We start from the raw sequence: 26,947 nt of genomic DNA, 5'->3' as shown, positions 1-26,947 counted from the left end.
ACGACGTACGGCGCGATCACGCCGCAGGGTGCCTCGACGCAGGAGCATCGATACACGGTCGCGCGGTGACCGTCGTCATCGGGACGAGCGGCGAACCCGCCCCGAGAAACGCATCGACTCAGTCGAGGCAGAATTCGTTGCCCTCGACATCTTGCATGTTGAGGCAGGACTCGTTTTCTTCGTCGGCGAGGAGTAGTTGGCCGCGGGTTGCGCCGAGGGGGAGTAGGCGGGCGCACTCGGCCTCGAGTGCTGCCAGGCGCTCTTCGCCTACGAGGCCGGTGCCGACGCGTACGTCGAGGTGTACGCGGTTCTTGACGACCTTGCCTTCGGGGACGCGCTGGAAGAACAGTCGCGGTCCGACACCCGTTGGATCGACGCACGCGAACGCGGATCCCTGACGCTCGGGCGGTTGCGCGCGGTCGTACTCGTCCCAGCTCTCGAACCCTGGCGGTGGCGGCGGTACGACGTACCCCAACACCTCGCACCAGAAACGAGCGACGCGCTCAGGATTCGCGCAGTCGAAAGTGACCTGAACCTGCCTGACCGTTGCCATGCGACCACCGTAAAGGGTACGGCGGCCAAATGTCTGTCGAGATAATGCGACCGACCGGGCATCATGTCGGGCGTGGAAACCGAAGAGGTGCTGACCGGAGGGAATGTCTCCGACCGGGTCGTGCGGGTCGGCGCGACGGTACGGAAGCCCGCCCTCGTTCAGACGGCCGGGGTGGAGGCGGTGCTCACCCATCTCTCCGACTTCGACGGGGCGCCGCGCACGTTGGGGCGGGACGAGCAGGGACGTCATGTCCTCGAGTTCATCCCTGGTGCGTTGGCCGACACGCTGCCGCCGTTCTCGCTGGACGAGTTGGCCCGCGTCGGTCGGCTGATTCGTGAACTCCACGACGCGATGGAGAGCTTCCGACCGCCGGCCGGCACCGTGTGGGGGGTGGTGGTCCCCGACCCCACCGGCGGCGATCTGATCTGCCACAACGATCTCGCTCCGTGGAATCTGGTGCGCGACGGTGAACGCTGGGTGTTCATCGACTGGGACAACGCGGGGCCGTCGTCGCGGCTGTGGGATCTCGGGTACGCCGCGCACGGGTTCGTACAGTTTGTGGCTGGAGGCAACGTCGACGTCGACGGACCGCGGTTGCGTGCGCTGGCGGACGGGTACGGGCTCGACGCGGAGCAGCGCCGGGCCTTCCCAGCGCAGATCGCGGCGCATACGCGGGGCATGTACGACCTGCTGGTCCACGGCCACCGCACCGGCGCGCAGCCCTGGGCACGTCTGTACGCCGAGGGCCACGCCGACCACTGGGGCCCGACCGCCGACTACATCGAGGCTCACCACGACGCCTGGGTCGCAGCACTGCTCTCGGATTCGAGCCTGCCGTAACGCTTCCCCGGCGGTGCCCGATCTAGCGGGTAGGGGGTGGTGGGGAATGACTGTGCTGCGGATGTTGCTCGCTGTGTTCTTCGTTCTCGCCGGACTCGGAGGCATCGTCTCGGCACTCCGCCGAGGCAACCTGTTCGATCTCGTCGGAGCCGTGGCGCTCTTCGCGATCGCCGCCGCGCTGTGGCCCCGGCGACACCGAAGCCGCATCTAGCAGCACTCCTCGAAATGCATTTGCCGCGCCGGGTGCGCGGCGGGGATCGTTGCGGACATGACTTCCGAGCCGGTGGTGCGATCGGCGGCCGAGGCCGAGGAGGCCCGGTACTGGGCTCGCCTCTACGGGCGTTGGGAGTCGTTCGATCTGATTCAAGCGGCGGCGTTCATGGACGGGTTCGAGCGGCCGTGGTGGGTGGTCGGCGGGTGGGCCGTGGATGCGTTCACCGGCGTACGGCGTGAGCACGATGACGTCGACGTGTCGATTTTCGCGTCCGACGTACCTGCGCTGCGTGAGCACGTAGGCGATCGGTGGCATCTGTGGAACCTGGCCGGTGGCGACATGCGGCCGTTGACGCAGCAGCACCCGGAGGTGTTCAACCCGGCGAGTCAGCTGTGGGTGCGCGAACACGGCGATGCTCCGTGGGTCCTCGATCTACCGCTGACTCCGGATCGAGACGGGCTGTGGACGAACAAGTTCGTGCCGGATCACGTCGGCGCGATCGACGAGGTCACGTGGGTGGCAGACGACCACATCCGCTACCTGAATCCCGAGATCGTCCTGCTGTTCAAGGCGCGGAAACGGCGTACCAAGGACGAGCAGGACTTCGCTCGTGTGTGGCCGATGCTTGCGGAGGGCAAGCAGGCTTGGCTTCGCGGCATGATCCCCGGGCACCCTTGGTTGCGTTCACTCGAGGGGTGACGGCCACTCGGTTTCGGGCAAGAGGGTCCGGAGGGGCGTCGTACGGTGTCTGCCGAGGATCACCTCGGTGTCGAGGTTCGACGGGTCGATCTGCCGGATGAACTCCCGGCAGCGGCCGCATGGGGCGACGACGTGCAGTGGGCCGTCGCCGCGCCAGACGGCGACGATCCTCGCGATCTTGTACTCGCGCGCGGTCACCATCGCGGCGATGGCGGCGTGCTCGGCGCAGAACCCCGTACCGGACGCGGTGTCGATGCACACGCCGACGTACACGTTGCCGGCCTCGGTGACCAGCGCCGACGCCACATCACCGAAGATCCGATCGTCGACATGGTACGGATGCAGCACGGCCGCGGCCGCGTCGATGAGCTCGTCGTTGATCACCCCGGAGAAGCTAGCAACGCTAGCGTCGGTGAATCCACCGGATTTGCATGTGAGACTGCGGTGGTGGCCGAGTCGTATGTGGTGCTCAACGGGGTGCGGCACTGGGTGCGTGTGGTCGGTGATCCACAGGCGGGTACGCCGATCGTCGTGGTGCACGGTGGACCCGGCGGGTTCATCTACGACTTCGAGCGGTTGACGGGGCCATTGCTCGAGCAGCTCGGGCCGGTTGTGTACTACGAGCAGCGCGGCTCCGGTCGCAGCGATCAGGATGGGCGGTACGCCGTACCGCTGCTGGTCGACGATCTGGAACAGCTGCGGCGGCATCTCGAGCTACTGCGGATCACGTTGCTCGGCATCTCGTTCGGCGGAGACCTCGCGGCCGAGTACACGATCGCGCACCCGGACCGCGTCGACCGGCTGATTCTCCAAGGCACCGCGCTGGCCGGTCCGTTGACCCCTTCGCCGTGGGGATCCGGGTTCGAGGCGGTCGCGACCAGCGACGAGATGCGGGCCGCGATCCGTACGGCGGTGGCGGAATCGGGGCCGCGCGCCGTCTGGGAGGTCGTGGATCGACGGACCGTCGATCGGTTCCTGTTCCACCAGCCCACGGCCGCCCGGCGGGTCCGCGAACTGTGGACCGAGAGCGGGCTGATCAACACCGGCGAGATGGCGGCCGCGCTGGCGAAGGAACCTCCGCGATCGGTACCGCTCGTCGACGAGCTCGCCGCGATCGACGTACCGGTCCTGGTGCTGATCGGTTTCTGGGATCGCAATGCGGGCGTCGACGCGTGCCGCGACCTGGCCACCCGGCTCCCGCGCGCGCAACTTCGCGTCTTCGACGAGAGCGCCCACTTCCCGAACGTCGAGGAGCCCGAGCGGTACGTCGCCGAGATCGCCGCCTTCCTTCACACCGACTGACGTGGCAGGAATGGTTCAACAGGATCTGGCTCTACGGCGTCCTGCAGATTGATCTCGTGTACGCCGCAGAACTCGACGCGGCGCGCGTCCGTGAGCGCCTCGATCACCATGCTGTGGCACACGGCAACGAACGGTTCGTCGTCGACAGCGGCCTGTCGATGGAGCGCTCCGAGCGCGCGTCGACGTACCGAGGACTGCGGTTCCCAAGTACGCGTCTCGCCCGGCGGCCACTCGCCGCCGTGGCGGTGGAAGTCGTCGGTCGCCGCGATCGCCTCCGCCGAACGCCAGGACAGCGTCGCATCCGGAAGCCACTCGCGAAGATCGAACTCGACCGCCGTCAACGGAAGCCGAGTCTCCGCCGCGATCAGGCTCGCGGTCTGCATCGCCCGCGTCATCGGCGAAGCAACAATCCGCCGCGCCCCGCAGTCCCGAAGCCGCCGCCCGGCCGCCTTCGCCTGCTCGATCCCTCTTGCCGACAACGGTGAGAAGTCGCGCGCCGGCCCCCACCAGCCCTCCGCGTTCAGCTGACTGCCGTCGACCTCCCCGTGCCGGACGAGCAACACCCGAGTCAATCGCCTACTCCTCGCCCGAGAACCGTTCCCAGGCGGACTGCCGGCTGATGCCGAGGGCCTCGCCGATCCGGGCCCAGGTGACCGAGCGGGAACGCAGGCGCAGTACCCGATCCTGTACGGCGGCCTCGACCTGCCCGCGCGACTTGTCGAGCCGAGCCATGTCGGCCAGCAACTCCTCGTCACTCTTCCCGTCCAGCGGCGGAAACGACGCAATCGGCTGCTCGTTGATCACCTGCACCGACAGATCGACACACTCGTTGCAGATGAACACCCCCGGCCCCGCGATCAACCGCTCGATCTCGTCCTTGGCCTTCCCACAAAACGAACACCGCAACACGTTGTCCGGCATCCCAACCCTCCAGGTCTGTCAGGTTTCCCCTGACACGTTTGTCAGGCTAAACCTGACAAACGTACGGGTCAACGGGCGAGGGAGAATCTGTGGAGTGGAGTTGTTTGTGCGGTATCAGAGTCCGGTGCCGGAGGAGGAGCTCGGCTTCACCTCGATGATGTGGCTGCGAACCAAGCTGCCATGAGGTTGGTGTATTTGACGGGGTCCTCCGGGGTTGGGAAGACGGCTGTCGGTGAGGAGCTGCGGCGGCGGGGGTTTGCTGTGTACGACGTTGACGCGGACGGGTTGGCGCGATGGTTCGAGAACGGGACCGGGGTCGAGGTGCGGATGCCGCCGTACCGCGACGACGCCTGGTTCGCCTCGAACACCTACCGGCTGCCGGTCGACACCGTGCGGCGCATCGCGGATGAGGTGGGCGACGGGGTCACGTTCATCTGCGGGACAGTGGGGAACGACAACGAGATCTGGGACTTGTTCGACACGGTCATCAGCCTCAGCCTCGACGCCGAAACGTTGCGCGGCCGGCTCGTGGGCCGACGCGGCACCTTCGGATCGAGCGGCCCGGAGCTGGAACGCGTACTCGCCTGGCACGCCCAGGTAGACGCCGACAACAGCCGGTACGGCGCCCTACTGGTCAACGCGAACGCCCCAATCCCCGAAGTCACAGACCGCGTACTCGACATGCTCGGTATTCGCTGAGCTCCGGGCGCGATCTGCTGAGGCATCGTCGGCGGGTTTCAGCAGGCGGGCGCCGGCGGGTGGGGTGAAGTGGGCTGGTGGATCACTTACCGTGATGCTTATGGCGTTTGGTGCGAAGGGGAGCAAGGGGGAGTCGTTCCTTGCGGTGGTGGTTGGTGGTGGGGCGGCGTTCGGGCTGGTGGTGCTCACGTCGCGGGCGTGGAAGGCGTGTCACGTCGACGTCACCGGGAGCGTGCCGAACGGGCTGACGTTGCTGTTCCTCGGCGTACCGATCGCGCTGATCGTCAACCTGGTGCTGTTCACCCTCGTCTTCCGGTACGCCGGGAAGGCGTTCCTGTTCTCGCTGATCGCCGCCGCCATCGCGATCGCGATCGCCGACCTCGCGCTCTTCTCCTGGCAAGGCACCCCGGCCGCCTCACCCGGCACCTGCCCTGGCAACGTCCCGCCCTGGTGGCCGACCTGGATCCCGACCTGAACCGCCAGCCCATCACAATCGCACCGCCCCGGGTGTAGTCAGGCGTGAGCGCGCACGAGCGTGGCAATTGTGATGGCCTGGCGGTCCGCCTCAGAGCAATCGCAGTAAGGCGGCGGCGCGTTCTGGGTCGCCGAGGTGGGCTGCTGTGGGGAACAGGCGGGCCCAGGAGCCGGCGCGGGTCAGCTGACTGAGGCGGCGGGCGAGCTCGGCCGCGCGGCGGAGGTCGGGCAACGTGTGACCCCTCCATCCTTCGAGGTACGCGTCCTCCAACCGCGCCATCACCTCAGGACCGTGCTCCTCGGCGGCACGATCGAGCGCGACGAGCAGGCTGCAGAACGGATGCCCGACATTCGCGTCACCCCAGTCGAAGAACGTGTACCGCCCAGCCCCCGCCACCAGGATCTGACCGTCATGCAGATCGGCATGATCCAGCGAATCCGGTACGCCGATCGCCGCCAGCTCCTCGCACCACGCGACCAACCGCGGCCGGATCGACCGCAACCGTTCACGATCCGCCGCATCCAATGTCTCGTTCCCGGCGACGGCCTCGTCGAAGACCCTCGGCAGTCCCGAAACCCGAGCATCAGGTACGCCGAGACGCAGCAACTCCTCCGTCCGCGGTACGAGCGCCCGCTGCAGGTCGGCGTACTGCGTCAACGCCTCCTCCCACTCACGCGGCCCAGCCCTCTGAGCGCGCAGCACCGGCCCGCCGGACGGCAACAGCGACCACCCGCGTTGGGCGTCGACGGCGTACGGCGTGAGGACGTGCTCAGGCGCCCATCGCGACAGTGCCTCGCCCAGCCCGGCCTCGAACGCGCTCCCGGGCGAGGCCGCCTTGAACCACACCGGCTCCACTGCCTCGATCCGGACGATCACCGACCACGGCCGGACCCTCGCCTGACGCGGGCCGGTCTCGCGGATGCCGAGCTCGGCGAGTCGCGCCTCCAGCCAACCGAGCGCCGCCGTACGCCAGGACGGATCCTCCCAAGGCGTCAACGCGTCCGGGTACGCGCCGCGGTTGATGTCCATGCCGGGACCATAATCGAGGGATGACACGCTGGCCGGACTCCCCGTACCGAGTAGGGATCTCGGGCTGGCGCTACGCGCCGTGGCGGAAGGTCTACTACCCCGATGGGCTGCCGCAACGCGCCGAACTCGAGTATGCGTCGTCCCGGCTGAACTCGATCGAGCTGAACGGCTCGTTCTACTCCCTCCAGCGCCCGACGTCGTACCAGCGCTGGTACGACGAGACGCCCGAGGGCTTCGTCTTCTCGGTCAAGGGCCCGCGGTTCGTCACGCACCTCAAGCGACTCGCCGACGTGGACGCGCCGTTGGCGAACTTCTTCGCGTCCGGAGTTCTTGCGCTAGGCAACAAACTTGGGCCGGTGCTGTGGCAGCTGCCGCCCAACTTCCAGTACGACGCCGACCGCTGTGCGAGCTTCTTCGCCCAGCTGCCCCGGACCACAGCCGAAGCGGCCGAGGTCGCCAAGCGCCACGACGAGCGGATGAAGGGCCGCGCACTGCTCGAGCCGAGAGCCGAGGGACCGCTGCGGTACGCGATCGAAGTACGTCATGACAGCTTCAAGACCAAGGAGTTCATCGAGCTCTGCCGCGAGCACGACGTCGCGCTGGTGTGTGCCGACACCGCCGGCAAGTGGCCGATGTTCGGCGACGTCACCGCGGACTTCGCCTATGTCCGGCTGCACGGCGCCGAGGAGTTGTACGTCAGCGGGTACGACGACAAGTCGCTCGGCCGCTGGGCGCGCAAGATCCGCTCCTGGAAGTGCGACACGTACGTGTACTTCGACAACGACGTCAAGGTGCGTGCGCCGTACGACGCCGAGCGGCTGGCCGATCGCCTCGGAATCAGTTCGGCCGCCGACGAAGTGTGAGGGCTTACCGTCGGCCACATGACGCAGAACCCCGGAGAACTCGTCGAGCAAGCAGTCCAACGTTCCCTGAAGCTGATCGTCACCTGGCCGGCGTGGGACGGCGAGCCGCGGACGTCCGACGACGACCGCATCTTCACGCCGCACAAGGCGGTTCGCCGGATCGCCGACCACCTGATCGATCACCTGGCCGAGGTCGAGGCCTTGCTGGCCGGCGTACCGACGCAGCCTGACGAGTGGCACGCGAGCGCACTCACCTCCGCAGCGGACCTCGCGCCGTTCACCGAGGAGGACGTCCGCGAGGCCGAGCAGCGACTGCAACGCCTCGGGCGGACCTTTGTGCTGCGGTACGCCGCCCTCGACCCGGCCGAGTGGGACAAGGACCGCACCCCCAACTGGACCCTCCGCCAGATCGCGGAACATCTGACCGAACTCGACTGGTACGCGGCCCAGGTCGGCGACCTGTCACAAAAGGACTAGATACAAAAGGACTAGTTACAAAGCAACTAGAACAGGCGAGCGCCGACCGGCTCCTCCAGGTCGAGGAGGAACTGCTTCCGCTTCAACCCGCCGGCGTACCCGGTGAGGGACCCGTTCTTCCCGATCACCCGATGACACGGGACGACGATCGACAACGGGTTCTGCCCGACTGCCTTCCCCACCGCCTGCGCTGGCTCGCCGAGGCGCGCCGCGATCTCGCCGTACGTCGTGGTCTCGCCGTACGGGATCTCTTCGAGCACTGACCAGACCCGCCGCTGGAACTCGTCACCGATGAGCCGGGTCGGCAACTCGAAGGTCACCCGCGAGCCGGCGAAGTACTCCTCCAACTGCTCGACGACGACCGCGATGAGCGGGTCGGACGCCTCGACCCGCTCACCCAGCGTCTCCGCCGTCGGCTTCACCCAGTGGTGCGGAAAGTAGACGCCGACCAGCACGTCCTCCGACACCACCACCGTGAGCTCCCCGATTCGGGTGCTGACCACCGCATGCCTGTTCATGCCTATGGAACGCGCCAGCACCCGAACCTGTGAGGCCTTACGACCCGATGCGCTCCCGCGTCCGCTGCCGGAATGCCCGGCCGACCGTGGTCCAGTCGTCCGGCTTCAGGTCGGCGACCGCGATTGCCGGTCGGCCGTCCTCCGGCGCCTGTGCGACCCACTCGCCACGCACGTTCGTTACGCCTGCGACCAGACCGGTCGCCGGGTTCGCGGTGACGGCCAGGCTGATCCAGCAGGTGTTGTTCGCGGCCGTGCCCTGTGCCTGTACGCCGATGTGCCCGTTGGGCCCGTTGGTGCTGGCGTAGGAGACCAGGACGGCGTCGACGCCGAGCCGGTCGTACTCCGTGAACAGCTCCGGGAAGAGCACGTCGAGCCCGAGTGCGAGCCCGAACCGGTACCCGTCCACCTCGAACGTCACCGGCTCCGTGCCCGGCGAGTACATCCAGGTGACCTTGGTGGTCGAGAGCGCGCGTTCGTCGTACCGAGTGACCAATCGGCTCTTGTCCGACACGACGTACATGCTGTTGTGCGGTCGCGCGTCGGGCTGTTGGTGGACCGACGGGATGACCGTCCAGATCCCGAGCTCACCCGAGAGCCTGGTGATCTGGTCGAGCTCGTCCTGCAGTGCGGCCCAGTCGGCCTTGGACCAGTCGGACGGACCGATCTCGTCCGGACCGAGTGATGACATCACCCGCTTGCTCGGGAAGCAGATCGCTCCTTCTGTGAAGTGGACGAGGCGCGCTCCGGCGGCCGCGGCCTCGCGCATCAGGCGACGTACCTCGTCACCGCTCTCGCGGAGCTGGGCGGCGTTGGTCGGGTCTTCACGGACCGTCGACTGGGAGACGGCGATTCGTAGGCTTTCCGGCATGTCTGGTTCTCCTTGGGGAGTCGGACGGAAGTGCCGGAGGGCAGTCGTGTAGGACTCGCCGGTTTTCGCGGCGCGGGCTCGTACCCGTTGCTTGAAGTTCCTGTGCGCTGTCATCTGGCCTTCCACGCACTCGCACGCGATCCCCCAGCGATCCCGTCGAGGCGGCAGACCAGGACGAGCGGCCCGAGACAGGAAGTCCCTTTGCCTTCTCGATGTGACCGCGCTGGGGGCGGTCGACGAAGGTGAGGCGCGGGCCGCGCCGGGCCAACATCCTCTCCGAGCCCCGCGCCCGGAGTCAATCAGGCTCTCCGAATCAGCGCCGGCGACCTCGGGCGGCATAAAGTCGGACCTGGGCGCGGTTGTCTTCCGGAGTACGCGCAGACGACGTTTGGAGCAGAGGGTGAGCATTCGGGTCGGGTACAAGGCTTCGGCGGAGCAGTTCGGGCCGCGGGATCTGGTGGAGTACTCCGTTCGGGCCGAGGAGCTCGGGCTCGACAGTGTGACCGTGTCGGACCACTTCCTGCCGTGGCGGCACGAGGGCGGCCACGCGCCGTTCGCGCTCGCCTGGCTGGCGGCGGTCGGTGAGCGGACCAACCGGGTGCTGCTCGGTACGTCGGTGCTGACGCCGACGTTCCGGTACAACCCGGCGGTGATCGCGCAGGCGTTCGCGACGCTGGGTGTGCTTTACCCGGGGCGCGTCATGCTCGGCGTCGGCTCCGGCGAGGCGCTGAACGAGATCGCGGTGTCGGGGATGGAGTGGCCGGAGTTCAAGGAGCGGTTCGCCCGGCTCCGGGAGGCCGTCCAGTTGATCCGGGACCTGTGGACGAAGGACGGCGTCAGCGCCGAAGGGCCGTACTACAAGACCGTGGACGCGTTCATCTACGACCGCCCCGAGACGCCGCTGAAGGTGTACGTCGCCGCGGGCGGCCCGCTCGTCGCGCGGTACGCCGGGCGCGCCGGTGACGGGTTCATTGCGACGTCCGGCAAGGGGATGGAGCTCTACACGGAGCAGCTGATGCCCGCCGTACGCGAAGGGGCCGAGAAGGCCGGGAAGAAGTTCGAGGACATCGACCGGATGCTCGAGGTCAAGCTCTCCTACGACCGCGACCCGGAGTTGGCGCTGGAGAACACGCGGTTCTGGGCGCCGCTGTCGCTGACCGCGGAACAGAAGCACAGCGTGACGAGTGCGACCGAGATGGAGCGGCTCGCCGACGAACTGCCGATCGAGCAGGTCGCGAAGCGGTGGATCGTGGCGTCGGACCCGGAGGAGGTCGTGAAGCAGTTCCAGCCGTACCTGGACGCAGGCTTCAACCACTTCGTCGTACACGGTCCGGGGAACGACCAGGAGCGCTTCCTCACCCAGTTCACCGAGGATGTCCTTCCGCTGCTGCGCAAACTGGGCTGACAATCACCCCGTGGCCGAATACGAGATCGTTCAGGAGGGCGACCCGCGGTGCGCCGAGCTGGAGGCAGCCGGGTATCGCGTGGTCGCCGAGTCCTGGGCGGTCCGGCTGTTCGAACCGGATCGTGAGCTGTTGGAGTCCGCCGTACGCCGGGTGACCGCCGGCGGACTCACCCTCCGCGAACTCGGACCCGAGTCGGCCGCGGATCTGCATGCGCTGGAGAAGACGAACGAGGCGGACTATCCCAACACGCCCGCGACGCATCGCGTGGTGGGAGACCTCGCCGCCGTCGCGGCACTGTGGCCTGAGCACCGGGTCTTCGGTGCCTTCGACGGCAACCGGCTGGTCGGCGCGACGGTGATCCGCGAGAAGGACGGCTTCGGTGACACCGGCTTCACCTCGGTCCTCGCCACCCATCGCCGCCGCGGCGTCGCCCAGGCCGTCAAGGCCGCGTCGATCCTCGCCTTCCTCGACATCGGCATCACCCGCTTCAGCACCGGCGGAGCCGCAGCCAACCAAGCCAGCCTCCAGGCCAACCAGTCCCTCGGCTACCAACTGACCGAACGATGGCGGACCTACGCCCCCTGACCGCAGGCCTCGCACTAGCATCGCGGGATGCCTCTGCTTGTGGATGCGGTTCTGGCTCAGGGCGTGTTGCGAGATACGGCACAGCCGCGGCTGGCGGTGGACGACGGGCTGGTGCTGCGACCGTGGCAGGGGCGGGACGCCGCCTCGGTGCGGACCGCGTTCGGCTGTCCCGACATCCAGCGTTGGCATGTCCGGCGGCTCGACACTCTCGAGGAGGCAGACGAGTGGATCGGGCAGTGGGTCGACTGCTGGGACGCTGAGACTGCGGCGAGCTGGGCGGTTGTCGATGGAGATGACGAACCGCTGGGTCAGGTCGGGCTGCGCGACATCTCCTTGGCCCAAGGGTCGGCCGCGCTGTCGTACTGGGTGACCCCTACCGCCCGGGGACACGCGGTCGCCGCGAGGTCGGTCGAGGCCCTGTCCGCCTGGGCGTTCGGGCCGATCGGGTTCAACAGGCTGAACATCCACCACTCCACCGCCAACACTGCGTCGTGCCGGGTCGCCGCGCGCACCGGCTACCACCACGAGGGAACGCTGCGGCAGGCAATCATGCACGCCGACGGCTGGCACGACTGGCACCTCCACGGCCGCCTGCGCACCGACACCTGAGCTCAGGTGCACCACCTACACCGATGGACCGCGAGTTAGTGCAGGTCGTCGGAGAGGGACTTGGCGGCTTGGGTCAGGAGGGGGATGGCTTGTTCTACGAGGGATTCGGTCATGCGGCCGGCGGGGCCGGAGATGGAGATGGCCAGGGGGGTGGGGGCGTCGGGGACGGCTACCGCGACGCAGCGGACGCCGACTTCCTGCTCGCCTTCGTCGATCGCGTAGCCGACCTCCGAGGCCTGGTGGAGCTGGGTGGTGAAGACGTCAGGGGTGACGATCGTGTTGTCGGTGTGCTTGGGCATGCCGGTGCGGTGCAGGAGGTCGCGGACCTCCGCGTCGGGGAACTGGGCGAGGATCGCCTTGCCGACGGCGGTGCAGTGCGGCAGGACGCGGCGGCCGACCTCGGTGAACATGCGCATCGAGTGCCGCGACGGGACCTGGGCGAGATACACGATCTGGTCGCCGTCGAGCATCGCCATGTTGGCGGACTCGCCGAGCTCGTCGACGAGCCGGGCCAGATGCGGCCGGGCGAACACACTCAGCATGTGCGACGAACTCTCCCCGAGCCGGATCAGCTTCGGTCCGAGCACGTACTGCCGCGACGGCTCTTGACGCAGGTAGCCGAGGTCGACCAAGGTGCGAACCAGCCGGTGGATCGTCGGCAGCGGCAGGCCGGAGGCGGCGGCCAGCTGGGACAGGCCCATCATCCCGCCCGCGTCGGCCATCGTCTCGAGCAGCCCGAAGGCGCGCTCGATGGACTGCACGCTGCCGGTGCGCCCCTTGCCGTTCGTCTCCACCATGACAACCACCTTTCCGGATCACGGAAGTTTAGCGCCAGATCTCGGAAGCTCGAATGGTTGTGTCTTCCGCAAAGTAGATATTAGTCTCCACAATACGGAAAAGGAGGCTGCAGTGAGCCTGGATGATCTGGTGACCGAGCTTGACCGGCGGCTGGCGGCCGCGGACGCGGCGCTGACGGCGGACTATCGCGGCGATCGCGGTGTCCGGCAGCCGGTCCACACGGTGTACGTTCCGGCCGATCGGTACGACGTACGCACGGTGGCGGACTGGAGTGCGCAGGCGCGCGCGGCCCTCGACGAGTACGGCGGATCGGCGGCCGAGTTCGCGAAGGTCCTGGATCTGCCGGGCGATCTCGCCGATGACGTGTACGACCGCGTGCGGGCCAAGCTCGAGCGTGAGCCGATCGAGGACCTCCGCATCGACTTCGAGGACGGCTACGGCAACCGGCCGGACGACGAGGAGGACGCCGCGGCGATCGCGGCCGCCGAGGTGCTGGCAGCCGGCAAGCAGACGCCGTACCAGGGTCTCCGGATCAAGTCGCTGGAAGCGCCGACGAGGCGTCGTGGTGTGCGAACGCTGGATCTCTTCCTCAAGAACCTGGGCGCGATCGACGACGGCTTCATCATCACGCTCCCCAAGGTGACTTCCGTCGAACAGGTCGAGGCGATGGTGTTCGTGCTCGAGACGCTCGAGCATCAGTACGGCCTACCGCCGTTGAAGTTCGAGATCCAGGTCGAGACCCCGCAGGCGATCCTCGGCGCGGACGGCACCGCGCTGATCGCCCGGATGATCAAGGCCGGCGGCGAGCGCGTAACCGGTCTGCACTACGGCACGTACGACTACTCCGCCTCACTCGGCGTCGCGGCGGCGTACCAGAGCATGGAGCATCCTGTCGCCGACCACGCCAAAGACGTCATGCAGTTGGCGGCGGCCGGCACCGGCGTGTTCGTATCCGATGGATCGACCAACGTTCTCCCGGTCGGCGACGCGGTCCACGACGCCTGGCGCCTGCATTTCCGGCTGGTACGGCGTTCGCTCGCACGCGGCATCTACCAGGGCTGGGACATGCATCCCGCCCAGCTCCCGACCCGGTTCGCGGCGACGTACCTGTTCTATCTGGAAGGCTTCGACCAGGCCGCCCGCCGCCTGCGCGCATACCTGGGTGACGGCGAGTCCGGGTACCTCGACGAGCCCGCAACGGCCGCTGCTCTCGCCGGTTTCGTACTGCGCGGCATCGAGTGCGGCGCGATCGAGACGTCGGAGTTCGACGACAACGACCTCGCCAGGCTGGCGCGCCGAGCAGTCCCGGAGAGTTAGCCTCGCGGCATGCGACTGGTTGCGGAGTTCACCACGGAACCCTTCGATGTGGAGGGGGCGCCGCCCGCGCACGCCACTGAGGCGTTGCGTGCGGCGGAGGCGGCCGGGCTCGACTGCGAGTTCGGCCCGCTCGGTACGCAGGTCAGCGGCGAGCAGCATCTCCTGCTGCCGGCGCTCCCGAAGGTTCTCGAGGCGGCGTTCGCCGGCGGCGCGAGCCAGGTGACGTTGCAGGTACGGCGCGATGCCTGAACAGCACCCGCTGGTGCAGGCGATCGCACCGCTCGTCGAGCGGCTGGACGCTCAACTCGTCGACGCGGCGGAGGCCCGCGCGGACGATGTGACGCTCGAGTGGGACGGCGAGCCCGTGGTCGCCGTACGCCTATCCCCTGCAAAAGCGCCTGAAAAGCCAGAGGGTGGCGTGCAGAGTCTGCTGGCCGGTGTTGCCGAGGAACTGGGCGGTCCATTGCGTGATCTGTCGCGGCACGACAAGCAGCAGGCCGTGCTGCTGCTGGAGGCGCGCGGAGCCTTCGAGTACCGCAAGTCGGCCGAGATCGTCGCCGAGGCGCTCGGCGTCACGCGCTTCACCGTCTACAACTACCTGAACCGCGCTCGCTGATTTCAACAAACTGTTGACGGCGGGCGCGGCAGCTGACACTCTCGTCATACGGAAAGTCGATTTCGGGATTCGAGAAGGTGTGATCCGTGGACCTGGAGGAGTTCAACTCCGCTCCGACCGACCGGTTGCGGCCGGTCCTGGCTGCCTGCTGCGACGTGCCCCGCTGGGTCGACGCGATCCTGGCCAAGCGGCCGTACGGCGATCTCGCGGCGCTGACCGCGGTCGCCGACCAGTCGCTGCGGGAGCTCGACGACAACGAGGTCGATCGCGCACTGCAGGCGCATCCACGGATCGGTGACCGGCCGCAGGGCGCGAGTACCGAGGCGGCCTGGTCGCGGAACGAGCAGGCCGGTGTCGGTGACGACGCCGGCGTCCGACAGGAGCTTGCCGACGGCAACCGTCAGTACGAGGAGCGGTTCGGCCGGGTGTTCCTGATCTGCGCCACCGGGTTGTCGGCGGCGCAGATGCTGGACAGCCTGCGGACCCGCCTCACGCACGACGATGCGACCGAGGCAATCGTCGTACACGAAGAGCTTCGCAAGATCGCGTTGCTCCGGCTGGGCAAGGTGGTGGCATGAGTTCCCTGTCCACACACGTCCTCGACACCGCGCTGGGGCGACCGGCGCGGAACGTCCAGGTCCGGCTCTACCGGGGTGACGTTCTCGAAGCCACCGGTACGACGGACGACGACGGGCGGATCGGGGAGCTCGCGCCGGCGTTGGAGCACGGAACGTACCGGCTCTGGTTCGACGTCGCGGCGTACGCGGTATCCACCGGCCAGGACATCTTCTTTCCCGAGGTCTCCGTGACCTTCACGATCGCCGACGAGCGGCATTACCACGTCCCGTTGCTGCTCAGCCCGTTCGCGTTTTCCACCTACCGAGGGAGCTGATCTCAGATGGCCATCCACCTGGGAGCCAACCAGTACGGCAAAGCCGAGAACCGCGTCGTCCGCATCTACCGCGACACGCCCCGCCACCAGATCCGCGACCTGAACGTGTCGACTGCGCTCCGCGGCGACTTCGAGGACGCGCACACGACCGGCGACCAGTCCGACGTACTGCCGACCGACACGCAGAAGAACACCGCGTTCGCCTACGCCAAGGAGAAGGGGGTCGGGGCGATCGAGGATTACGCGCTGACGCTCGGCGCGCATTTCCTGGACGCTTCGCCGGCTGCGCAGGGGGCGCGGGTCGAGGTCGAGGAGTACGCCTGGGAGCGGATCCAGGTCGACGGGCAGGGGCACGACCACTCGTTCGTCCGGACCGGCGGCGGTGTGCGGAACACGGTTGTCAATGTGGAGGGCCGCGGCGCGGAGCGGAAGACTTACGTCGTGTCGGGGATCAGCGACCTCGTCGTACTGAAGTCGACCGGGTCGGAGTTCCACGGGTTCCTGAAGGACGAGTACACGACACTGCGGGAGACGAACGACCGGATCCTGGCGACATCGCTGGTCGCGCGGTGGCGCTACGACCACACCGAGGTCGATTGGGACAAGTCGTACGACGAGATCAAGGGACTGCTGCTCTCGCGATTCGCCACGATCCACAGTCTTGCGTTGCAGCAGACGTTGTACGGCATGGGCGAGGCGGTGCTCGAGCAGCACCCGGAGGTCGCCGAGATCAAGTTCTCGGCGCCGAACAAGCACCACTTCCTCGTCGACCTGTCGGCGTTCGGCGTCGAGAACCCCGGTGAGGTCTTCATCGCGGCCGATCGCCCGTACGGCCTGATCGAGGCGACGGTCACGCGCGACGACGCGAGCGACGCCGGCAGCGCGTGGGTCAACATCGCCGGCTTCTGCTGATGGAACGGATCGTGATCGAGGGCGCGTACGTGGCGACCCTCGATCCGGCCCGGCGAGAGTTCGTCGGGCACGTGGTTGTCGAGGGCAACCGTATCGCGGCGGTCGGTCCGGGGCCGGCTCCGACGTACGACGATGCACGCGTCGTTGACGGAGACGGCTGCCTGGTCACGCCGGGGTTCGTGAACACGCATCAGCACCTGTACCAATGGGTCACACGCGGTCTCGCTGCGGACGCAACGCTCTTCGAGTGGCTGACGACGCTGTACCCGGTGTGGGCGCGGATCTCCGAGGAGACCGTGTACGTCGCGGCGCGGGCGGCGCTTGCTCAACTCGCGCGCACCGGATGCACAACGGTTGCCGATCACCACTATGTCTTCCCGCGTGACGGTGGCGATCTGCTCGCGGCGGAGATCGCGGCGGCGGGTGAGATCGGGCTGCGGTTCCATCCGGCCCGGGGGTCGATGGACCGCGGTCAGAAGGACGGCGGACTGCCGCCCGACTCCGTGGTCGAGAACCGCGATGAGATCCTCGCCGCGACTGAGGCCGCGATCGACTGCTGGCACGACCCGGCACCCGATTCGATGCTGCAGATCGTGGTCGCTCCCTGTTCGCCGTTCAGCGTGAGCGGCAAGCTGATGCGCGAGTCCGCGGAGCTGGCAAGGCGCCGCGGGGTGCGGATGCACACCCATCTCGCCGAGACCACGGACGAGACGGACTGGTGCCGGGAGACGTTCAATTGCACGCCTCTCGAGTACGCCGACCGCCTCGGATGGACCGGTCCCGACGTGTGGTTCGCGCACGGGATCCACTTCGACGACGCGGAGATCAAGCACCTGGGCAGCACCGGCACCGGCGTCGCCCACTGCCCTAGCTCCAACGCCCGCCTCGGCGCCGGCATCGCCCGTACGGCGGACCTCCGGGCTGCGGGTTCTCCGGTCGGCCTGGGCGTGGACGGTGCCGCGAGCAACGAATCCGGCAGCCTGGTGGAGGAACTCCGCCACGTCCTGCTCTTCGCCCGCGCCCGCGGCGGCCCGCAAGCACTGACCGTCCGCGCCGCCCTGGAGATGGCGACCCTGGACGGCGCCCGCATCCTGGGCCGCTCCAACGACATCGGCTCGATCGAACCCGGCAAACAAGCCGACCTCGCCGTGTGGAACCTCACCACCCTCCCGCACGCCGGCATCCCCGACCCGATCGCAGCCCTCACCCTCTCCACACCCCCACCCCTGACACTCCTGTTGGCCAACGGCCGCGCCGTCGTAGAACACGACGTACTCCAAACCGCCGACGAGGAAACCCTCGCCACCCAGGTAGCCCGCACCCAGGCCGAGCTCGTCGGCTGACTCGTAACCCCCGCCGGGGACTGGGCACTAGCAATAGCCTGTTCCCGGTCCCCGAGGGTTATCCACAGTTGCACGATCACCGGCCCGCGGGTCGTGTGAGACGTGCATCTTCTTGGGCATGAACAGACGACTGGAAGTGATCGCGGCGGGCCGGGGCGGGTGGTTCACGCGCCCCGATGCGCTCGCCGCCGGCTACAGCGACAGCGAGCTCCGGCAACGCGTACGCAGCGGGCAATGGCTGAGACTGAGCTTCAACTCGTACGTCGACCCGCGGGCCTGGCCAGATGAACCGCCTTGGGAGCGGGCGACTCGGGTCCATCTACTGAACGTGCGGATGGCGAGCGAACGGCTCGGTGACGTCGTCGTGAGTCATCAATCCGCTGCCATGCTCCACGGCTTGCCCGTCTGGGGAGTTGACCTGTCGAGGGCGCACTTCACCCGGATGGCATCCGGCGGAGTTCGCACCGGCCGAGGGGTTCGGGTGCATCGCGGTGCGGTCTCCGCCGACGAGATCGTCGAGTTGGACGGCCTCAAGGTCACGACGGTTGACCGCGCGGTGGTGGAGACCGCCTGTACGACGTCGTACGAGGTCGGCGTAGTTCTCGCCGACGCCGCGCTCCACGAGCCGCTGACGACGCGCGAGCAGTCTTCGCCTCACAACCAGCTGACCACCCGTGGCCAGTTGGTAGCTGCTGTACATCGGCATCGGCATTGGCGCGGGGTGCCGGCCGCCCACGCCGCCGTGTTGTTTGCGGACGGCCGGAGTGAGTCGGTCGGCGAGTCTCGGCTCCGCGTGCTGATGGCTAACCACGGTCTGCCCACGCCAGAGCTGCAGGTGGAGATCCGGGACGTCGACGGCGGCCTGATCGGGCGGGTCGACTTCTTGCTCGCGGGCGTGCTGGTGGTCGAGTTCGACGGCGCGATGAAGTACGGCGACAACGCAGACGCCGTACTGGCGGAGAAGTATCGCGAGGATCGCCTCCGCGAGCGCGGGTACGGCGTGGCCCGCGTCAACTGGGCCGACCTGGACCACCCGCACAAAACCGCCGCGCGCCTCAGGCAGGCGTTGTCGGCATATGCGGTGGGGACTGGGAATAGGCAATTGCTGGTTCCCAGTCCCCGTGGGGGGTGATCAGTGGAGGAGGTCGCCGTTGATCCAGACGGCTTGGACGTCGGCGGGGGTTCCTAGGGTGAAGATTCGGGCCAGGGCTTCCTCGGTGTCTTCGGCGTGGGTGATGGCTACCGCGAGGGGCGAGCCTTCGGCGGGGCGGAGGAGTTGGGCGTCGAAGTGGTGGCCTACCGACAGGTGGCCGACCTGGGGCAGGTCCAGGGCCTCGGCGCCGGCGGCGGTGGCGAGGTAGAGCAGGTGGGCTGCGGAGAGCGGCCGGCCCTGGTCGCCTTGGAGTTGCTGGCAGAAGTACGCCTGGAGCCCTTCCTTCAGGAGCGAGAAGCCGGTGCCCGCGCCGACATCCGATCCAAGCGCCACGCGTACGCCGTACTGCAGGTGTCTCGTCAGCGGGAACAGCCCGCTCCCGAGCGCCGCGTTGCTCGTCGGGCAGTGCGCGACGGTGGCGCCGCTGACAGCCAGCATCTTGAGCTCGACGTCCGTCGGGTGGACGTTGTGGGCGAGCACGGTACGCCGGTCCACCAGGCCGTGCCGGTCGTACGTCGTCACGTAGTCGCAGCCCCCGAACAGGTCGGCGACGCTCGCGATCTCGGCCTCGTTCTCGTTCACGTGCGACGTGAACAGCGCACCGGGGATCGCCTGCATCAGGTCATGGCAGGTCGCGAGCATTTCGTCCGTGCAGGAGAGCGAGAAGCGCGGCGTCACGGCGTACCGGTTGCGGCCGACGCCGTGCCAGCGGTTCGCGAGGGCGAGCGACTCGGCGTACGCGCGGACCGGGGTGGTGAGCAGCTCCGGCCGGAGCAGGCGGTCGCTGAGCACGAGTCCGGACGTGATGCGGAGCCCGACCTTGGACGCGGCGTCGAAGAGCGTGTCGACCGCGTCGGCGTAGTGCGCGCCGAAGACGAGCGCTGACGTCGTGCCAGCCGCCGCGAGCCCGCGGACGAACTCTCCTGCGACGCCTGAGGCGTAGTCGACGTCCGCCATCCGCGCCTCCTCGGGGAGGGCGTACCGGTCGAGCCATTCGAGCAGTGGCAGTCCGAGGCCGCCGACGGCGCGGATCTGCGGGAAGTGCACGTGGGTGTCGACGAATCCGGGCAGTACGACGCCGTCCCGCAGATCTACGACCTGCTCGGCGGGATGCGCCTGGCGGATCTCCACGAACGGGCCGCGGGCAACGATCATCCCGTCCTCGACCAGCAGTCCCGCGTCGCTGTCGACCCGCAGGCCGCCGCCCTCGAACGGGTTCTCCGGCGTGTCGATGAACGTGCCACGATAAAGAGTCATGCCTTTGCCTCACGCTGAGCCGGCGTGGGGCGACGCTCGGCAGAATGAGCCGACGCGGGATGCCGCTCGGCGACGAACTGCTGCAGGAGCCAGGCCGCGACGCTCACCGCGATCACGGCCGGTTCCTTACCGGGGAGATCGGACAGACCGATCGGCGTGGTGATGCGAGCGATCGCCTCGGCGGAGTTGCCGTCCTCGGCGAGCTTGCGCCGGAACCGCGTCCACTTCGCACTGGAGCCGATCAACCCGATGGTCGCCAGTTCCTCGTTGCGAATCGCGGCGTCACAGAGCGCGGCATCCTCCGCGTGGTCGTGCGTCATGATCAGAACGTGCGTGCCGGGCGGAAGCTCGCCGACAACGAGCTCCGGCAGCACCGGCACGTTGTGCACGTGGACGTGCGCGACCGCGTCGTCTAGCACTGCTAGCCGATCATCAGTCAGCTGGTCGGCCCGCGAGTCGATCAGATGCAGCTCGAGGTCGTGCCGCGCGAGTACCCGCGCCAGCTCCAGCCCCACATGCCCGACCCCGAAGATCGCCACCGAAGGCACCACAGGCAGTGGCTCCAGCAACAACTTCACCTCGCCACCACAACACTGAACGCCATGCTGGTACGGCGCTTTGTCGGACAACGCCGCCGTTAATACTTCAGGCGTGGTCACGTCCTCGGCGATCATCGCCCGCGAACGTTCGACGGCCAGAGCCTCCAGGTTCCCGCCACCCACCGTCCCCCAGACGTTGTCAGCAGCAACAACCATCTTCGCCCCAGCCTCCCGAGGCGCATGCCCACGAACAGACATCACGGTGACGAGAACCCCAGGACGACGGGCCGATCGCAGCCGCTGAACCGCCTTTACCCACTCCACGAGACACCTCCCCGAGCTCGATCGACCGCCCAGTAGACGGCCTCGGGGGTGGCGGGTGAGGGGAGGTTGACGGTGGTGCCTGGGGGGCCGAAGGCGGCGGCTGCGTGGCGTAGGGCCTCCCGGACGGAGAAGGCCAGCATGAGTGGCGGTTCGCCGACGGCCTTGGAGCCGTAGACGGCGCCGTCCTCGTGGGCCTTCTCCAGCAGGGTGACGTTGAAGACCTCAGGCATCTCGGAGAAGCTCGGCAACTTGTACGTGCTCGCCGCCTGAGTGGACAAACGACCGCGACGATCGCCCGAACTCTCGTCCCAACGAAGGTCCTCGAGCGTCAACCACCCAGCGCCCTGCACGAAGCCGCCCTCGATCTGCCCGATGTCGATCAACGGGCTGAGGCTGTCCCCGACGTCGTGCACGATGTCGACGCGGCGCAGGGTGTACGACCCGGTGAACCCGTCGACCTCGACCTCCGACGCCGCAACGCCGTACGCGAAGTACTTGAACGGCTCGCCGCGCATCGCGTTGGCGTCCCAGTGCAGGCCCTCGGTCCGGTAGAACCCGGCCGCCCAGAGCTGGACCCGCTGGTGATAGGCGAGATTCACCAGTTCGTTCCAGTCCACGCCGTCCCCGGACAGTCCGCGTACGACGCCGTCCACGAAGCGCACGTCCGAGGGGCTGATCCCGAGCCGCCCTCCGGCGACCTGTGCCAGCCGTTCCCGGATCTGCTCGCACGCGTTCTTGATCGCCGCGCCGTTGAGATCGGCACCCGAGGACGCCGCGGTCGCCGACGTGTTCGGCACCTTGTCGGTCCGCGTCGGCGCCAGCCGCACCCGCTCCAACGGCAGCCCGAGCGTGGTCGCCGCCACCTGCAGCATCTTCGTGTGCAGGCCCTGCCCCATCTCCGTGCCGCCGTGGTTGATCAGCACCGAGCCGTCCTTGTAGACGTGCACCAGCGCCCCGGCCTGGTTGAACGCGGTCAGGTTGAACGAGATCCCGAACTTCACCGGCGTCATCGCCAGTCCACGCTTCACATACGAATGCGAGGCATTGAAGGCTGCAACCGAGGCCTGCCGCGCGGCAATATCACCCTTGGCGAGCACCTGACTCCAGCACGACTCCAGCCGATCCGCGTGCCGCACCGGTTGCCCGTACGGCGTGGAGTCGCCCACCTGGTAGAAGTTCCGCCGACGCAGCTCCAACGCGTCGTACCCGAGCAGCGGGGCGCACCGTCCGAGGATGTCCTCGATCACGAGCATCCCTTGCGGCCCGCCGAATCCGCGGAACGCGGTCTGCGACGTCTTGTTCGTCTTCGCGATCCGCCCGTCCACGCGCACATGCGGAATCTCGTACGCGTTGTCGATATGGCACATCGCCCGCGCCAGCACCGGCTCCGACAGGTCGAGGCTCCACCCGCCGTCGGCCGTCAACGTCGCGTCCAAAGCGACAAGCTTGCCATCGGCCCCGAACCCGACGGTCCACGAACTGTGGAATCCGTGCCGCTTCCCGGACATCGTCATGTCCTGGGTCCGGTTCAGCCGCAATCGCACCGGCCGCCCGGTCAGCGTCGCACCGAGCGCGGCGATCGCGGCGAACCCGTGCGGCTGCATCTCCTTGCCGCCGAACCCACCGCCCATCCGCAGGCACTGCACCGTCACCGAGTGACTAGACAGCCCCAGCACATGCGCGACGATCTCCTGTGTCTCCGACGGGTGCTGCGTGCTCGACTGCACGAAGATCTGCCCGTACTCGTCCACCAGCGCCAACGCCGCATGCGTCTCGAGATAGAAGTGCTCCTGCCCAGCGAACTCGAACTCGCCACGGAACACGTGTTCCGCGTTCGCCAGCGCAGCCGAGACATCCCCGCGCTCCAGGTGCCGCCCGATGCCCTGGAAGCTCCCCGCCTCGATCGCCTCGCGCACACTCACCAGCGACGGCAGCGGCTCGCACTCGACCTCGACCGCCAACGACCCGAGCCGCGCGGCCTCCAGCGTCTCCCCGAGCACCCAGCACACCGCATGCCCGTTGAACATCACCTCATCCGGGAACAACGGCTCGTCGTGCTTCACGCCGGCGTCGTTCACGCCTGGTACGTCGTCCGCCGTCAACACGCGCACCACACCGGGCACGTCGTACGCCGGCTTCACCCGAAGAGCGGTCACGCGCGCGTGGGCGTGCGGCGACTGCACCGGCCAAGCGTGCAGTACGTCGCGGGTGCGCATCACCAGATCGTCCGTATACAAGGCGGCCCCGGTCACGTGCAGCGCGGCGCTCTCATGCGGCATCGGTACGCCGACGACCGCAGCAGCAGGCCGTTCAGACAACGAGCTCATGCGCCGACCTCCTGAAAGTAGAAGCGCAACAACGACTGGCCGAGCATCGCGGAGCGGTACGACGAACTGGCGCGGTGATCGTCCATCGGCGTACCCTCCGCGGCCATCACGCCCGCCGCGATCCGCACGGTCTCCTCGGTCCACGGACGACCGATCAGCGCGGCCTCGGTCTCGTACGCGCGCAGCGGGGTGGCCGCGACACCGCCGAGCCCGATGCGGGCCTCGCGGACGACACCGTCCCTCACGTCGACGGCGTACCCGATCGCAACGCTGGAGATGTCGTCGAAGCGCCGCTTGGCGATCTTGTGGAACGCGGTCATCGGTGCCAACGGCAACGGGATCACGATGGTCCGGATCAGCTCGTCCGGATCCTTGACGGTCTGCCGGTATCCGGTGAAGTACTCCGCCAGCGGGACAATGCGCTCGCCCCGCCGGGAGGCGAGGACGAGCGAGGCGTCGAGCGCGAGCAGCGCCGGCGGCGTGTCGCCGATCGGTGAGCCGGTGCCTAGGTTCCCGCCGATCGTCGCGCCGTTGCGGATCAGCCGCGAGGCGAATTGGGGCATCAGCTGAGCGAGCAACGGGACCCGCCCCGCGAGCCGCCGCTCGATCTCGGTCAGCGTCAGCGCCGCACCCAACCGGACCTCGTCACCGCCGAAGCTGAACTCGCGCAGCTCCTCCAGGCGGTCGATCGCGATCGTCAGCGACGGGCGGGAGCCGAAGATGTTCACCTGCACACCGAGGTCGGTCGACCCGGCCACGAGCTGCGCGTCCGGTCGCTCCGCGATCAACTCCAGCACTCCGTCGAGCGAAGCGGGCCGAACGAACTCACCCTGGGTGGACACGATCCCCGTCGCCACGGGAGCGGGCGGGGCCGCGTCCCGGCGGGCGGCGAACGTGTCGTTCTCGGCGGGGGTGTCGAGCGCGTACGCCGCGTCCCGGATCGGCCGGTACCCCGTGCAGCGGCACAGATTCCCGCTCAGCGCGTGCAGGTCGAATCCGTTCGGTCCGTGCTCGTGATCGCCCTCGCCACAAGCACGCCCCGGTCGGTAGTACTCCGCCGCCATACTGCAGATGAAGCCTGGCGTGCAGTACCCGCATTGCGAGCCACCGCGCACCGCCATCTCCTGCTGGACCGGGTGCAAGTCAGCCGGAGAACCGAGGCCCTCCGACGTGACCAGCTCCTGGCCGTCCAGCGACGCGACCGGCAGCAGGCACGCGTTGACCGCGGTCCACTCGGTCTGGGAGTCGGTGCCCGGCCGGGCCACCATCACCGAGCAGGCACCGCACTCGCCTTCCGCGCACCCCTCCTTGGCGCCGGTCAGGCCGCGGTCCCGCAGCCAGTCCAGCACGGTGGTGTGCACGGAGATGTCGCCGAGAGCGGTAACCTCACCGTTGACGGTCAAGGCGGGGGCGCGGAGGGCTTGTGTAGTCATCGATTCGTGCTCCATCGGGTGCGTGCACTGTGGATCGGGTTGGCCTCGGAGACGAAGTCGTCGAACCGGTACCCAGCGATCTTCGCGATCTCGAGCAGCGCTGCGGCGTGCTCCTGGTTCTCGCAGTTGCCGAGCCGCTCGCGACCTTGCTCGACGATCCGCTCGTACGACTCGGCGTCGCGCACCGAGATCACCAGCGGGAAGCCGAAACGGTCCTCGTACGCCGAGGTGATCGCGGTCAGCTCGTCCCGCTCCGGGTCGCCGAGGAACGTGAGGCCCTTGTCCGACTGGTCGCGCAGCGAGGCCTCTCCGCTGAGACCGTCGGCGACGAACTGCGATCCGAGCCGCGGGTACGCCTGGATCAATTCGAGCTGCTCCTCGCGGGAACCGGAGAACAACGCCTCCTGGAACGAGCGCCGGAGCGCGTGAGTGTCGGCGTACGGGCGCATCTCCCAGGCCCGCTCGACGGCCCAGCGCGGACCCTGGAACAGGGAGCCGAAGGTCTCGACGAACTCCTCGCGGCTCATCTCGTTCACCTGGTCCAGCCGGACCGAGTCGCCGGGCTGCCCCGCGACCGCCGGGCCGAAGCTCTTGCCGACGTGGTGGAACAGGATGTTCAGGCCGATCGCGGTCAGGCTGCCGAGCGTGATGCCGCTGCCGAAGATGATCTCGGCCCAGTCCGGCACGGCCTGCGCGACCTGCGGCTGTGCGGTCACGTACATCGCCAGGCCGACGCTTGTCGCCACGATCACCACGTTGCGGTGGTCGTGGAAGTCGACCTTCGCGAGCGTCTGGAACCCGACCACGGCCACGGTCGCGAACATCGCCAGCGCCGCACCGCCGAGCACCGGGTGCGGTACGCCTGCCACGATCGCGCCGGCCTTCGGCACCAGCCCGATCAGGATCATGATCGCGCCCGCGGTCGCCACCACCCACCGGCTGCGGATCCGGGTCAGCCGGACCAGGCCGACGTTCTCGGCGAAGCAGGTGTACGGGAACGAGTTGAAGACGCCGCCGATCGTGGTCGCCAGGCCGTCGGCCCGCAGCGCCCGGGCGATGTCCTCGCGGCCGATCCGCTTCTCGACGATCTCACCGGTCGCGAACACGTCACCGGTGGTCTCCACCGCGGTGATCAGCATGACCACGACCATCGAGATGATCGCCGCGATCGAGAACTTCGGCCAGCCGAAGTAGAACGGTGTCGTCACGCCCGCCCAGGCCGCGTCGCCGACCGCGCCGAAGTGCGCGTCGCCGAACGCCCAGGCCACCAGGGTCCCGACGACCAGGCCGATCAGTACGGCGATGGTCGCCATGAAGCCCTTGAACACCCGCTGGATCAGGACGATCAGCGCGAGCGTGCCGAGTGCGTACGCCATGTTCTTACCGCTGGTCGGCGCCGCGGTCGGACCGGCGCCGCCGACCGCGTCCCCGGCCGCAACCGGCAGCAGCGCCAGACCGATGATCGTGATCACCGAGCCGGTCACCACTGGCGGGAAGAACCGGATCAGCTTGCTGAAGTACGGCGCGATGAAGAACGTGGCCAGCCCGGCAACCAGAACGGCGCCGTAGATCACCAGCAGACCGTCGGTCCCGCCACCGGCCGCGAGGCCGATCGCGATCATCGGCGAGACCGCGGTGAACGTCACGCCCTGCAGCAGCGGCAGCCGTACGCCGACCTTCCAGAAGCCGACCGACTGGATGATCGACGCGATCCCGCAGGTGAAGAGGTCGGCGTTGATCAGGTGGATGAGCTGCTCGGTGGTGAGTCCGATCGCACTGGCGAGCAGGATCGGTACGATCACCGCCCCGGCGTAGAACGCCAGCACGTGCTGAGCGCCGTACACCGCCAGCTTCCCAGGTGGCAGCACCTGGTCGACGGGATGGCGGTTGGTATGACGGCTGGGCCGACTGCTGGGTCGCAGGACTGCCTTCATCGGGACACGCTCCTCGGCTGCGTGGGGCGGCGGGGATTTTGCCT

The 26,947-nt window shown here is 68.2% G+C and carries 32 protein-coding genes; 19 read left to right on the top strand and 13 right to left on the bottom strand.

Features of this window, described 5'->3' with window-relative positions:
* Positions 1-118: 118 nt before the first annotated feature.
* Entirely contained in the window at positions 119-553 is a 435-nt protein-coding gene (locus EV651_RS20075) for a VOC family protein (protein ID WP_133786718.1), read from the bottom strand.
* A 72-nt stretch (positions 554-625) separates the two neighbouring features.
* On the opposite strand from EV651_RS20075, the gene EV651_RS20070 reads away from it, so the two are divergent.
* Genes EV651_RS20070 through EV651_RS20065 form a run of 3 tightly spaced genes read left to right on the top strand, consistent with a single transcriptional unit; the run spans position 626 to position 2,306 of the window.
* Positions 626-1,393 (top strand): phosphotransferase, encoded by a 768-nt coding sequence (locus tag EV651_RS20070; RefSeq protein WP_202870407.1) that lies wholly within the window; start codon positions 626-628, stop codon positions 1,391-1,393.
* 46 nt (positions 1,394-1,439) lie between these two features.
* Positions 1,440-1,604, top strand: a complete 165-nt coding sequence (locus EV651_RS41420) for a hypothetical protein (protein WP_166658667.1) — start codon at positions 1,440-1,442, stop codon at positions 1,602-1,604.
* A 57-nt stretch (positions 1,605-1,661) separates the two neighbouring features.
* Complete coding sequence (locus tag EV651_RS20065; protein ID WP_133786716.1) at positions 1,662-2,306, top strand: nucleotidyltransferase domain-containing protein; 645 nt, start codon at positions 1,662-1,664, stop codon at positions 2,304-2,306.
* Here EV651_RS20065 and EV651_RS20060 read toward each other — a convergent pair.
* Positions 2,292-2,690: a cytidine deaminase gene (locus tag EV651_RS20060; RefSeq protein ID WP_133786715.1), complete on the bottom strand. Its 399-nt coding sequence runs from the start codon at positions 2,688-2,690 to the stop codon at positions 2,292-2,294. The genes EV651_RS20065 and EV651_RS20060 overlap by 15 nt on opposite strands.
* A gap of 63 nt (positions 2,691-2,753) precedes the next feature.
* Between EV651_RS20060 and EV651_RS20055 the strand changes: the two genes are divergently transcribed.
* Positions 2,754-3,608: an alpha/beta fold hydrolase gene (locus EV651_RS20055; protein WP_166658666.1), complete on the top strand. Its 855-nt coding sequence runs from the start codon at positions 2,754-2,756 to the stop codon at positions 3,606-3,608.
* On the opposite strand, the gene EV651_RS20050 is transcribed toward EV651_RS20055, so the two are convergent.
* Together EV651_RS20050 and EV651_RS20045 are read right to left on the bottom strand one after the other, a co-directional pair.
* Positions 3,596-4,171, bottom strand: a complete 576-nt coding sequence (locus EV651_RS20050) for a histidine phosphatase family protein (RefSeq protein WP_238157088.1) — start codon at positions 4,169-4,171, stop codon at positions 3,596-3,598. The genes EV651_RS20055 and EV651_RS20050 overlap by 13 nt on opposite strands.
* 13 nt (positions 4,172-4,184) lie before the next feature.
* Entirely contained in the window at positions 4,185-4,529 is a 345-nt protein-coding gene (locus tag EV651_RS20045; RefSeq protein WP_133786712.1) for a ClpX C4-type zinc finger protein, read from the bottom strand.
* A 180-nt stretch (positions 4,530-4,709) separates the two neighbouring features.
* Between EV651_RS20045 and EV651_RS20040 the strand changes: the two genes are divergently transcribed.
* Together EV651_RS20040 and EV651_RS20035 are read left to right on the top strand one after the other, a co-directional pair.
* Entirely contained in the window at positions 4,710-5,228 is a 519-nt protein-coding gene (locus EV651_RS20040) for an AAA family ATPase (protein WP_370352999.1), read from the top strand.
* A gap of 100 nt (positions 5,229-5,328) precedes the next feature.
* The gene (locus tag EV651_RS20035) at positions 5,329-5,703 is read left to right on the top strand and encodes a hypothetical protein (RefSeq protein ID WP_131337233.1); all 375 of its coding nucleotides are present in this window, start codon (positions 5,329-5,331) and stop codon (positions 5,701-5,703) included.
* 90 nt (positions 5,704-5,793) lie between these two features.
* Here EV651_RS20035 and EV651_RS20030 read toward each other — a convergent pair whose 3' ends face one another.
* Complete coding sequence (locus tag EV651_RS20030) at positions 5,794-6,732, bottom strand: phosphotransferase (RefSeq protein ID WP_133786710.1); 939 nt, start codon at positions 6,730-6,732, stop codon at positions 5,794-5,796.
* A gap of 20 nt (positions 6,733-6,752) precedes the next feature.
* On the opposite strand from EV651_RS20030, the gene EV651_RS20025 reads away from it, so the two are divergent.
* Both EV651_RS20025 and EV651_RS20020 read left to right on the top strand, forming a co-directional pair.
* Positions 6,753-7,595, top strand: coding sequence for a DUF72 domain-containing protein (locus EV651_RS20025; protein ID WP_133786709.1), 843 nt, complete (start codon positions 6,753-6,755; stop codon positions 7,593-7,595).
* An 18-nt stretch (positions 7,596-7,613) separates the two neighbouring features.
* Positions 7,614-8,072: a hypothetical protein gene (locus EV651_RS20020; protein WP_133786708.1), complete on the top strand. Its 459-nt coding sequence runs from the start codon at positions 7,614-7,616 to the stop codon at positions 8,070-8,072.
* 26 nt (positions 8,073-8,098) lie between these two features.
* Here EV651_RS20020 and EV651_RS43105 read toward each other — a convergent pair whose 3' ends face one another.
* Both EV651_RS43105 and EV651_RS20010 read right to left on the bottom strand, forming a co-directional pair.
* On the bottom strand, positions 8,099-8,590 hold the full coding sequence (locus EV651_RS43105; RefSeq protein ID WP_133786707.1) for a methylated-DNA--[protein]-cysteine S-methyltransferase: 492 nt from the start codon (positions 8,588-8,590) through the stop codon (positions 8,099-8,101).
* Positions 8,591-8,627: 37 nt separating this feature from the next.
* Positions 8,628-9,458, bottom strand: a complete 831-nt coding sequence (locus tag EV651_RS20010) for a carbon-nitrogen hydrolase family protein (protein ID WP_133786706.1) — start codon at positions 9,456-9,458, stop codon at positions 8,628-8,630.
* 400 nt (positions 9,459-9,858) lie between these two features.
* On the opposite strand from EV651_RS20010, the gene fgd reads away from it, so the two are divergent.
* Genes fgd through EV651_RS19995 form a run of 3 tightly spaced genes read left to right on the top strand, consistent with a single transcriptional unit; the run spans position 9,859 to position 12,058 of the window.
* Positions 9,859-10,863, top strand: a complete 1,005-nt coding sequence (gene fgd, locus EV651_RS20005; protein WP_133786705.1) for a glucose-6-phosphate dehydrogenase (coenzyme-F420) — start codon at positions 9,859-9,861, stop codon at positions 10,861-10,863.
* A 10-nt stretch (positions 10,864-10,873) separates the two neighbouring features.
* Complete coding sequence (locus EV651_RS20000; protein WP_133786704.1) at positions 10,874-11,449, top strand: GNAT family N-acetyltransferase; 576 nt, start codon at positions 10,874-10,876, stop codon at positions 11,447-11,449.
* A gap of 27 nt (positions 11,450-11,476) precedes the next feature.
* Positions 11,477-12,058, top strand: coding sequence for a GNAT family N-acetyltransferase (locus EV651_RS19995; protein WP_133786703.1), 582 nt, complete (start codon positions 11,477-11,479; stop codon positions 12,056-12,058).
* Positions 12,059-12,093: 35 nt separating this feature from the next.
* Here the strand turns inward: EV651_RS19995 and EV651_RS19990 are convergent, their stop codons facing one another.
* Positions 12,094-12,855 carry an IclR family transcriptional regulator gene (locus EV651_RS19990; RefSeq protein ID WP_133786702.1) on the bottom strand — a complete coding sequence of 254 codons (762 nt, stop codon included), beginning with the start codon at positions 12,853-12,855 and terminating at the stop codon, positions 12,094-12,096.
* Between the two features lie 112 nt (positions 12,856-12,967).
* Here EV651_RS19990 and EV651_RS19985 point away from each other — a divergent pair, with 112 nt between their 5' ends.
* The 8 genes from EV651_RS19985 (at position 12,968) to EV651_RS19950 (ending at position 19,068) form a co-directional block, all read left to right on the top strand.
* Positions 12,968-14,173, top strand: a complete 1,206-nt coding sequence (locus EV651_RS19985; RefSeq protein ID WP_238157078.1) for an aldolase/citrate lyase family protein — start codon at positions 12,968-12,970, stop codon at positions 14,171-14,173.
* A 9-nt stretch (positions 14,174-14,182) separates the two neighbouring features.
* A complete protein-coding gene (locus EV651_RS19980; RefSeq protein ID WP_130386770.1) occupies positions 14,183-14,422 on the top strand; it encodes a thiamine-binding protein in 240 nt (79 codons plus the stop codon).
* Entirely contained in the window at positions 14,415-14,789 is a 375-nt protein-coding gene (locus EV651_RS19975; protein ID WP_133786701.1) for a helix-turn-helix domain-containing protein, read from the top strand. Before EV651_RS19980 ends, EV651_RS19975 begins: the two co-directional genes overlap by 8 nt.
* An 86-nt stretch (positions 14,790-14,875) precedes the next feature.
* Positions 14,876-15,367 carry a 2-oxo-4-hydroxy-4-carboxy-5-ureidoimidazoline decarboxylase gene (gene uraD / locus EV651_RS19970; protein ID WP_133786700.1) on the top strand — a complete coding sequence of 164 codons (492 nt, stop codon included), beginning with the start codon at positions 14,876-14,878 and terminating at the stop codon, positions 15,365-15,367.
* A complete protein-coding gene (gene uraH, locus EV651_RS19965; RefSeq protein WP_133786699.1) occupies positions 15,364-15,681 on the top strand; it encodes a hydroxyisourate hydrolase in 318 nt (105 codons plus the stop codon). Before uraD (EV651_RS19970) ends, uraH begins: the two co-directional genes overlap by 4 nt.
* Positions 15,682-15,687: 6 nt before the next feature.
* Positions 15,688-16,593: a factor-independent urate hydroxylase gene (gene pucL / locus EV651_RS19960; RefSeq protein ID WP_133786698.1), complete on the top strand. Its 906-nt coding sequence runs from the start codon at positions 15,688-15,690 to the stop codon at positions 16,591-16,593.
* The gene (locus EV651_RS19955; RefSeq protein ID WP_133786697.1) at positions 16,593-17,936 is read left to right on the top strand and encodes an 8-oxoguanine deaminase; all 1,344 of its coding nucleotides are present in this window, start codon (positions 16,593-16,595) and stop codon (positions 17,934-17,936) included. The genes pucL and EV651_RS19955 overlap by 1 nt, the downstream gene beginning before the upstream one ends.
* 118 nt (positions 17,937-18,054) lie before the next feature.
* Positions 18,055-19,068 carry a type IV toxin-antitoxin system AbiEi family antitoxin domain-containing protein gene (locus EV651_RS19950; protein ID WP_133786696.1) on the top strand — a complete coding sequence of 338 codons (1,014 nt, stop codon included), beginning with the start codon at positions 18,055-18,057 and terminating at the stop codon, positions 19,066-19,068.
* On the opposite strand, the gene guaD is transcribed toward EV651_RS19950, so the two are convergent.
* The 5 genes from guaD to uraD (EV651_RS19925) are packed head-to-tail and all read right to left on the bottom strand — an operon-like array spanning position 19,069 to position 26,903.
* Positions 19,069-20,346 carry a guanine deaminase gene (guaD, locus tag EV651_RS19945; RefSeq protein ID WP_133786695.1) on the bottom strand — a complete coding sequence of 426 codons (1,278 nt, stop codon included), beginning with the start codon at positions 20,344-20,346 and terminating at the stop codon, positions 19,069-19,071.
* On the bottom strand, positions 20,343-21,209 hold the full coding sequence (gene xdhC, locus EV651_RS19940; RefSeq protein ID WP_133786694.1) for a xanthine dehydrogenase accessory protein XdhC: 867 nt from the start codon (positions 21,207-21,209) through the stop codon (positions 20,343-20,345). Before xdhC ends, guaD begins: the two co-directional genes overlap by 4 nt.
* Positions 21,197-23,536: a xanthine dehydrogenase molybdopterin binding subunit gene (gene xdhB, locus EV651_RS19935; protein ID WP_133786693.1), complete on the bottom strand. Its 2,340-nt coding sequence runs from the start codon at positions 23,534-23,536 to the stop codon at positions 21,197-21,199. The genes xdhC and xdhB overlap by 13 nt, the downstream gene beginning before the upstream one ends.
* Positions 23,533-24,969 carry a xanthine dehydrogenase small subunit gene (locus EV651_RS19930; RefSeq protein ID WP_133786692.1) on the bottom strand — a complete coding sequence of 479 codons (1,437 nt, stop codon included), beginning with the start codon at positions 24,967-24,969 and terminating at the stop codon, positions 23,533-23,535. The genes xdhB and EV651_RS19930 overlap by 4 nt, the downstream gene beginning before the upstream one ends.
* Complete coding sequence (uraD, locus tag EV651_RS19925; protein WP_133786691.1) at positions 24,966-26,903, bottom strand: 2-oxo-4-hydroxy-4-carboxy-5-ureidoimidazoline decarboxylase; 1,938 nt, start codon at positions 26,901-26,903, stop codon at positions 24,966-24,968. Before uraD (EV651_RS19925) ends, EV651_RS19930 begins: the two co-directional genes overlap by 4 nt.
* Positions 26,904-26,947 lie beyond the last annotated feature (44 nt).

The sequence above is a fragment of the Kribbella sp. VKM Ac-2571 genome (assembly GCF_004362255.1).
In the GTDB taxonomy this organism is placed as follows: Bacteria; Actinomycetota; Actinomycetes; order Propionibacteriales; family Kribbellaceae; genus Kribbella; species Kribbella pratensis.
The sequence above is the reverse complement of the archived record's forward strand: the minus strand, read 5'-3'. Positions and strand labels throughout refer to the sequence as shown.

Coding starts and splice junctions, on each gene's coding strand:
- EV651_RS20020 (WP_133786708.1), top strand. CDS start 7,614: ATGACGCAGAACCCCGGAGAACTCGTCGAGCAAGCAGTCCAACGTTCC.
- EV651_RS19950 (WP_133786696.1), top strand. CDS start 18,055: ATGAACAGACGACTGGAAGTGATCGCGGCGGGCCGGGGCGGGTGGTTC.
- EV651_RS19930 (WP_133786692.1), bottom strand. CDS start 24,969: ATGACTACACAAGCCCTCCGCGCCCCCGCCTTGACCGTCAACGGTGAG.
- EV651_RS20040 (WP_370352999.1), top strand. CDS start 4,710: ATGAGGTTGGTGTATTTGACGGGGTCCTCCGGGGTTGGGAAGACGGCT.
- EV651_RS20025 (WP_133786709.1), top strand. CDS start 6,753: ATGACACGCTGGCCGGACTCCCCGTACCGAGTAGGGATCTCGGGCTGG.
- pucL (WP_133786698.1), top strand. CDS start 15,688: ATGGCCATCCACCTGGGAGCCAACCAGTACGGCAAAGCCGAGAACCGC.
- EV651_RS41420 (WP_166658667.1), top strand. CDS start 1,440: ATGACTGTGCTGCGGATGTTGCTCGCTGTGTTCTTCGTTCTCGCCGGA.
- EV651_RS20030 (WP_133786710.1), bottom strand. CDS start 6,732: ATGGACATCAACCGCGGCGCGTACCCGGACGCGTTGACGCCTTGGGAG.
- EV651_RS20035 (WP_131337233.1), top strand. CDS start 5,329: ATGGCGTTTGGTGCGAAGGGGAGCAAGGGGGAGTCGTTCCTTGCGGTG.
- EV651_RS20075 (WP_133786718.1), bottom strand. CDS start 553: ATGGCAACGGTCAGGCAGGTTCAGGTCACTTTCGACTGCGCGAATCCT.
- EV651_RS19995 (WP_133786703.1), top strand. CDS start 11,477: ATGCCTCTGCTTGTGGATGCGGTTCTGGCTCAGGGCGTGTTGCGAGAT.
- EV651_RS43105 (WP_133786707.1), bottom strand. CDS start 8,590: ATGAACAGGCATGCGGTGGTCAGCACCCGAATCGGGGAGCTCACGGTG.
- EV651_RS20065 (WP_133786716.1), top strand. CDS start 1,662: ATGACTTCCGAGCCGGTGGTGCGATCGGCGGCCGAGGCCGAGGAGGCC.
- uraD (WP_133786691.1), bottom strand. CDS start 26,903: ATGAAGGCAGTCCTGCGACCCAGCAGTCGGCCCAGCCGTCATACCAAC.
- EV651_RS20045 (WP_133786712.1), bottom strand. CDS start 4,529: ATGCCGGACAACGTGTTGCGGTGTTCGTTTTGTGGGAAGGCCAAGGAC.
- EV651_RS19975 (WP_133786701.1), top strand. CDS start 14,415: ATGCCTGAACAGCACCCGCTGGTGCAGGCGATCGCACCGCTCGTCGAG.
- EV651_RS20010 (WP_133786706.1), bottom strand. CDS start 9,458: ATGCCGGAAAGCCTACGAATCGCCGTCTCCCAGTCGACGGTCCGTGAA.
- guaD (WP_133786695.1), bottom strand. CDS start 20,346: ATGACTCTTTATCGTGGCACGTTCATCGACACGCCGGAGAACCCGTTC.
- EV651_RS19955 (WP_133786697.1), top strand. CDS start 16,593: ATGGAACGGATCGTGATCGAGGGCGCGTACGTGGCGACCCTCGATCCG.
- EV651_RS19980 (WP_130386770.1), top strand. CDS start 14,183: ATGCGACTGGTTGCGGAGTTCACCACGGAACCCTTCGATGTGGAGGGG.
- xdhB (WP_133786693.1), bottom strand. CDS start 23,536: ATGAGCTCGTTGTCTGAACGGCCTGCTGCTGCGGTCGTCGGCGTACCG.
- uraH (WP_133786699.1), top strand. CDS start 15,364: ATGAGTTCCCTGTCCACACACGTCCTCGACACCGCGCTGGGGCGACCG.
- EV651_RS19990 (WP_133786702.1), bottom strand. CDS start 12,855: ATGGTGGAGACGAACGGCAAGGGGCGCACCGGCAGCGTGCAGTCCATC.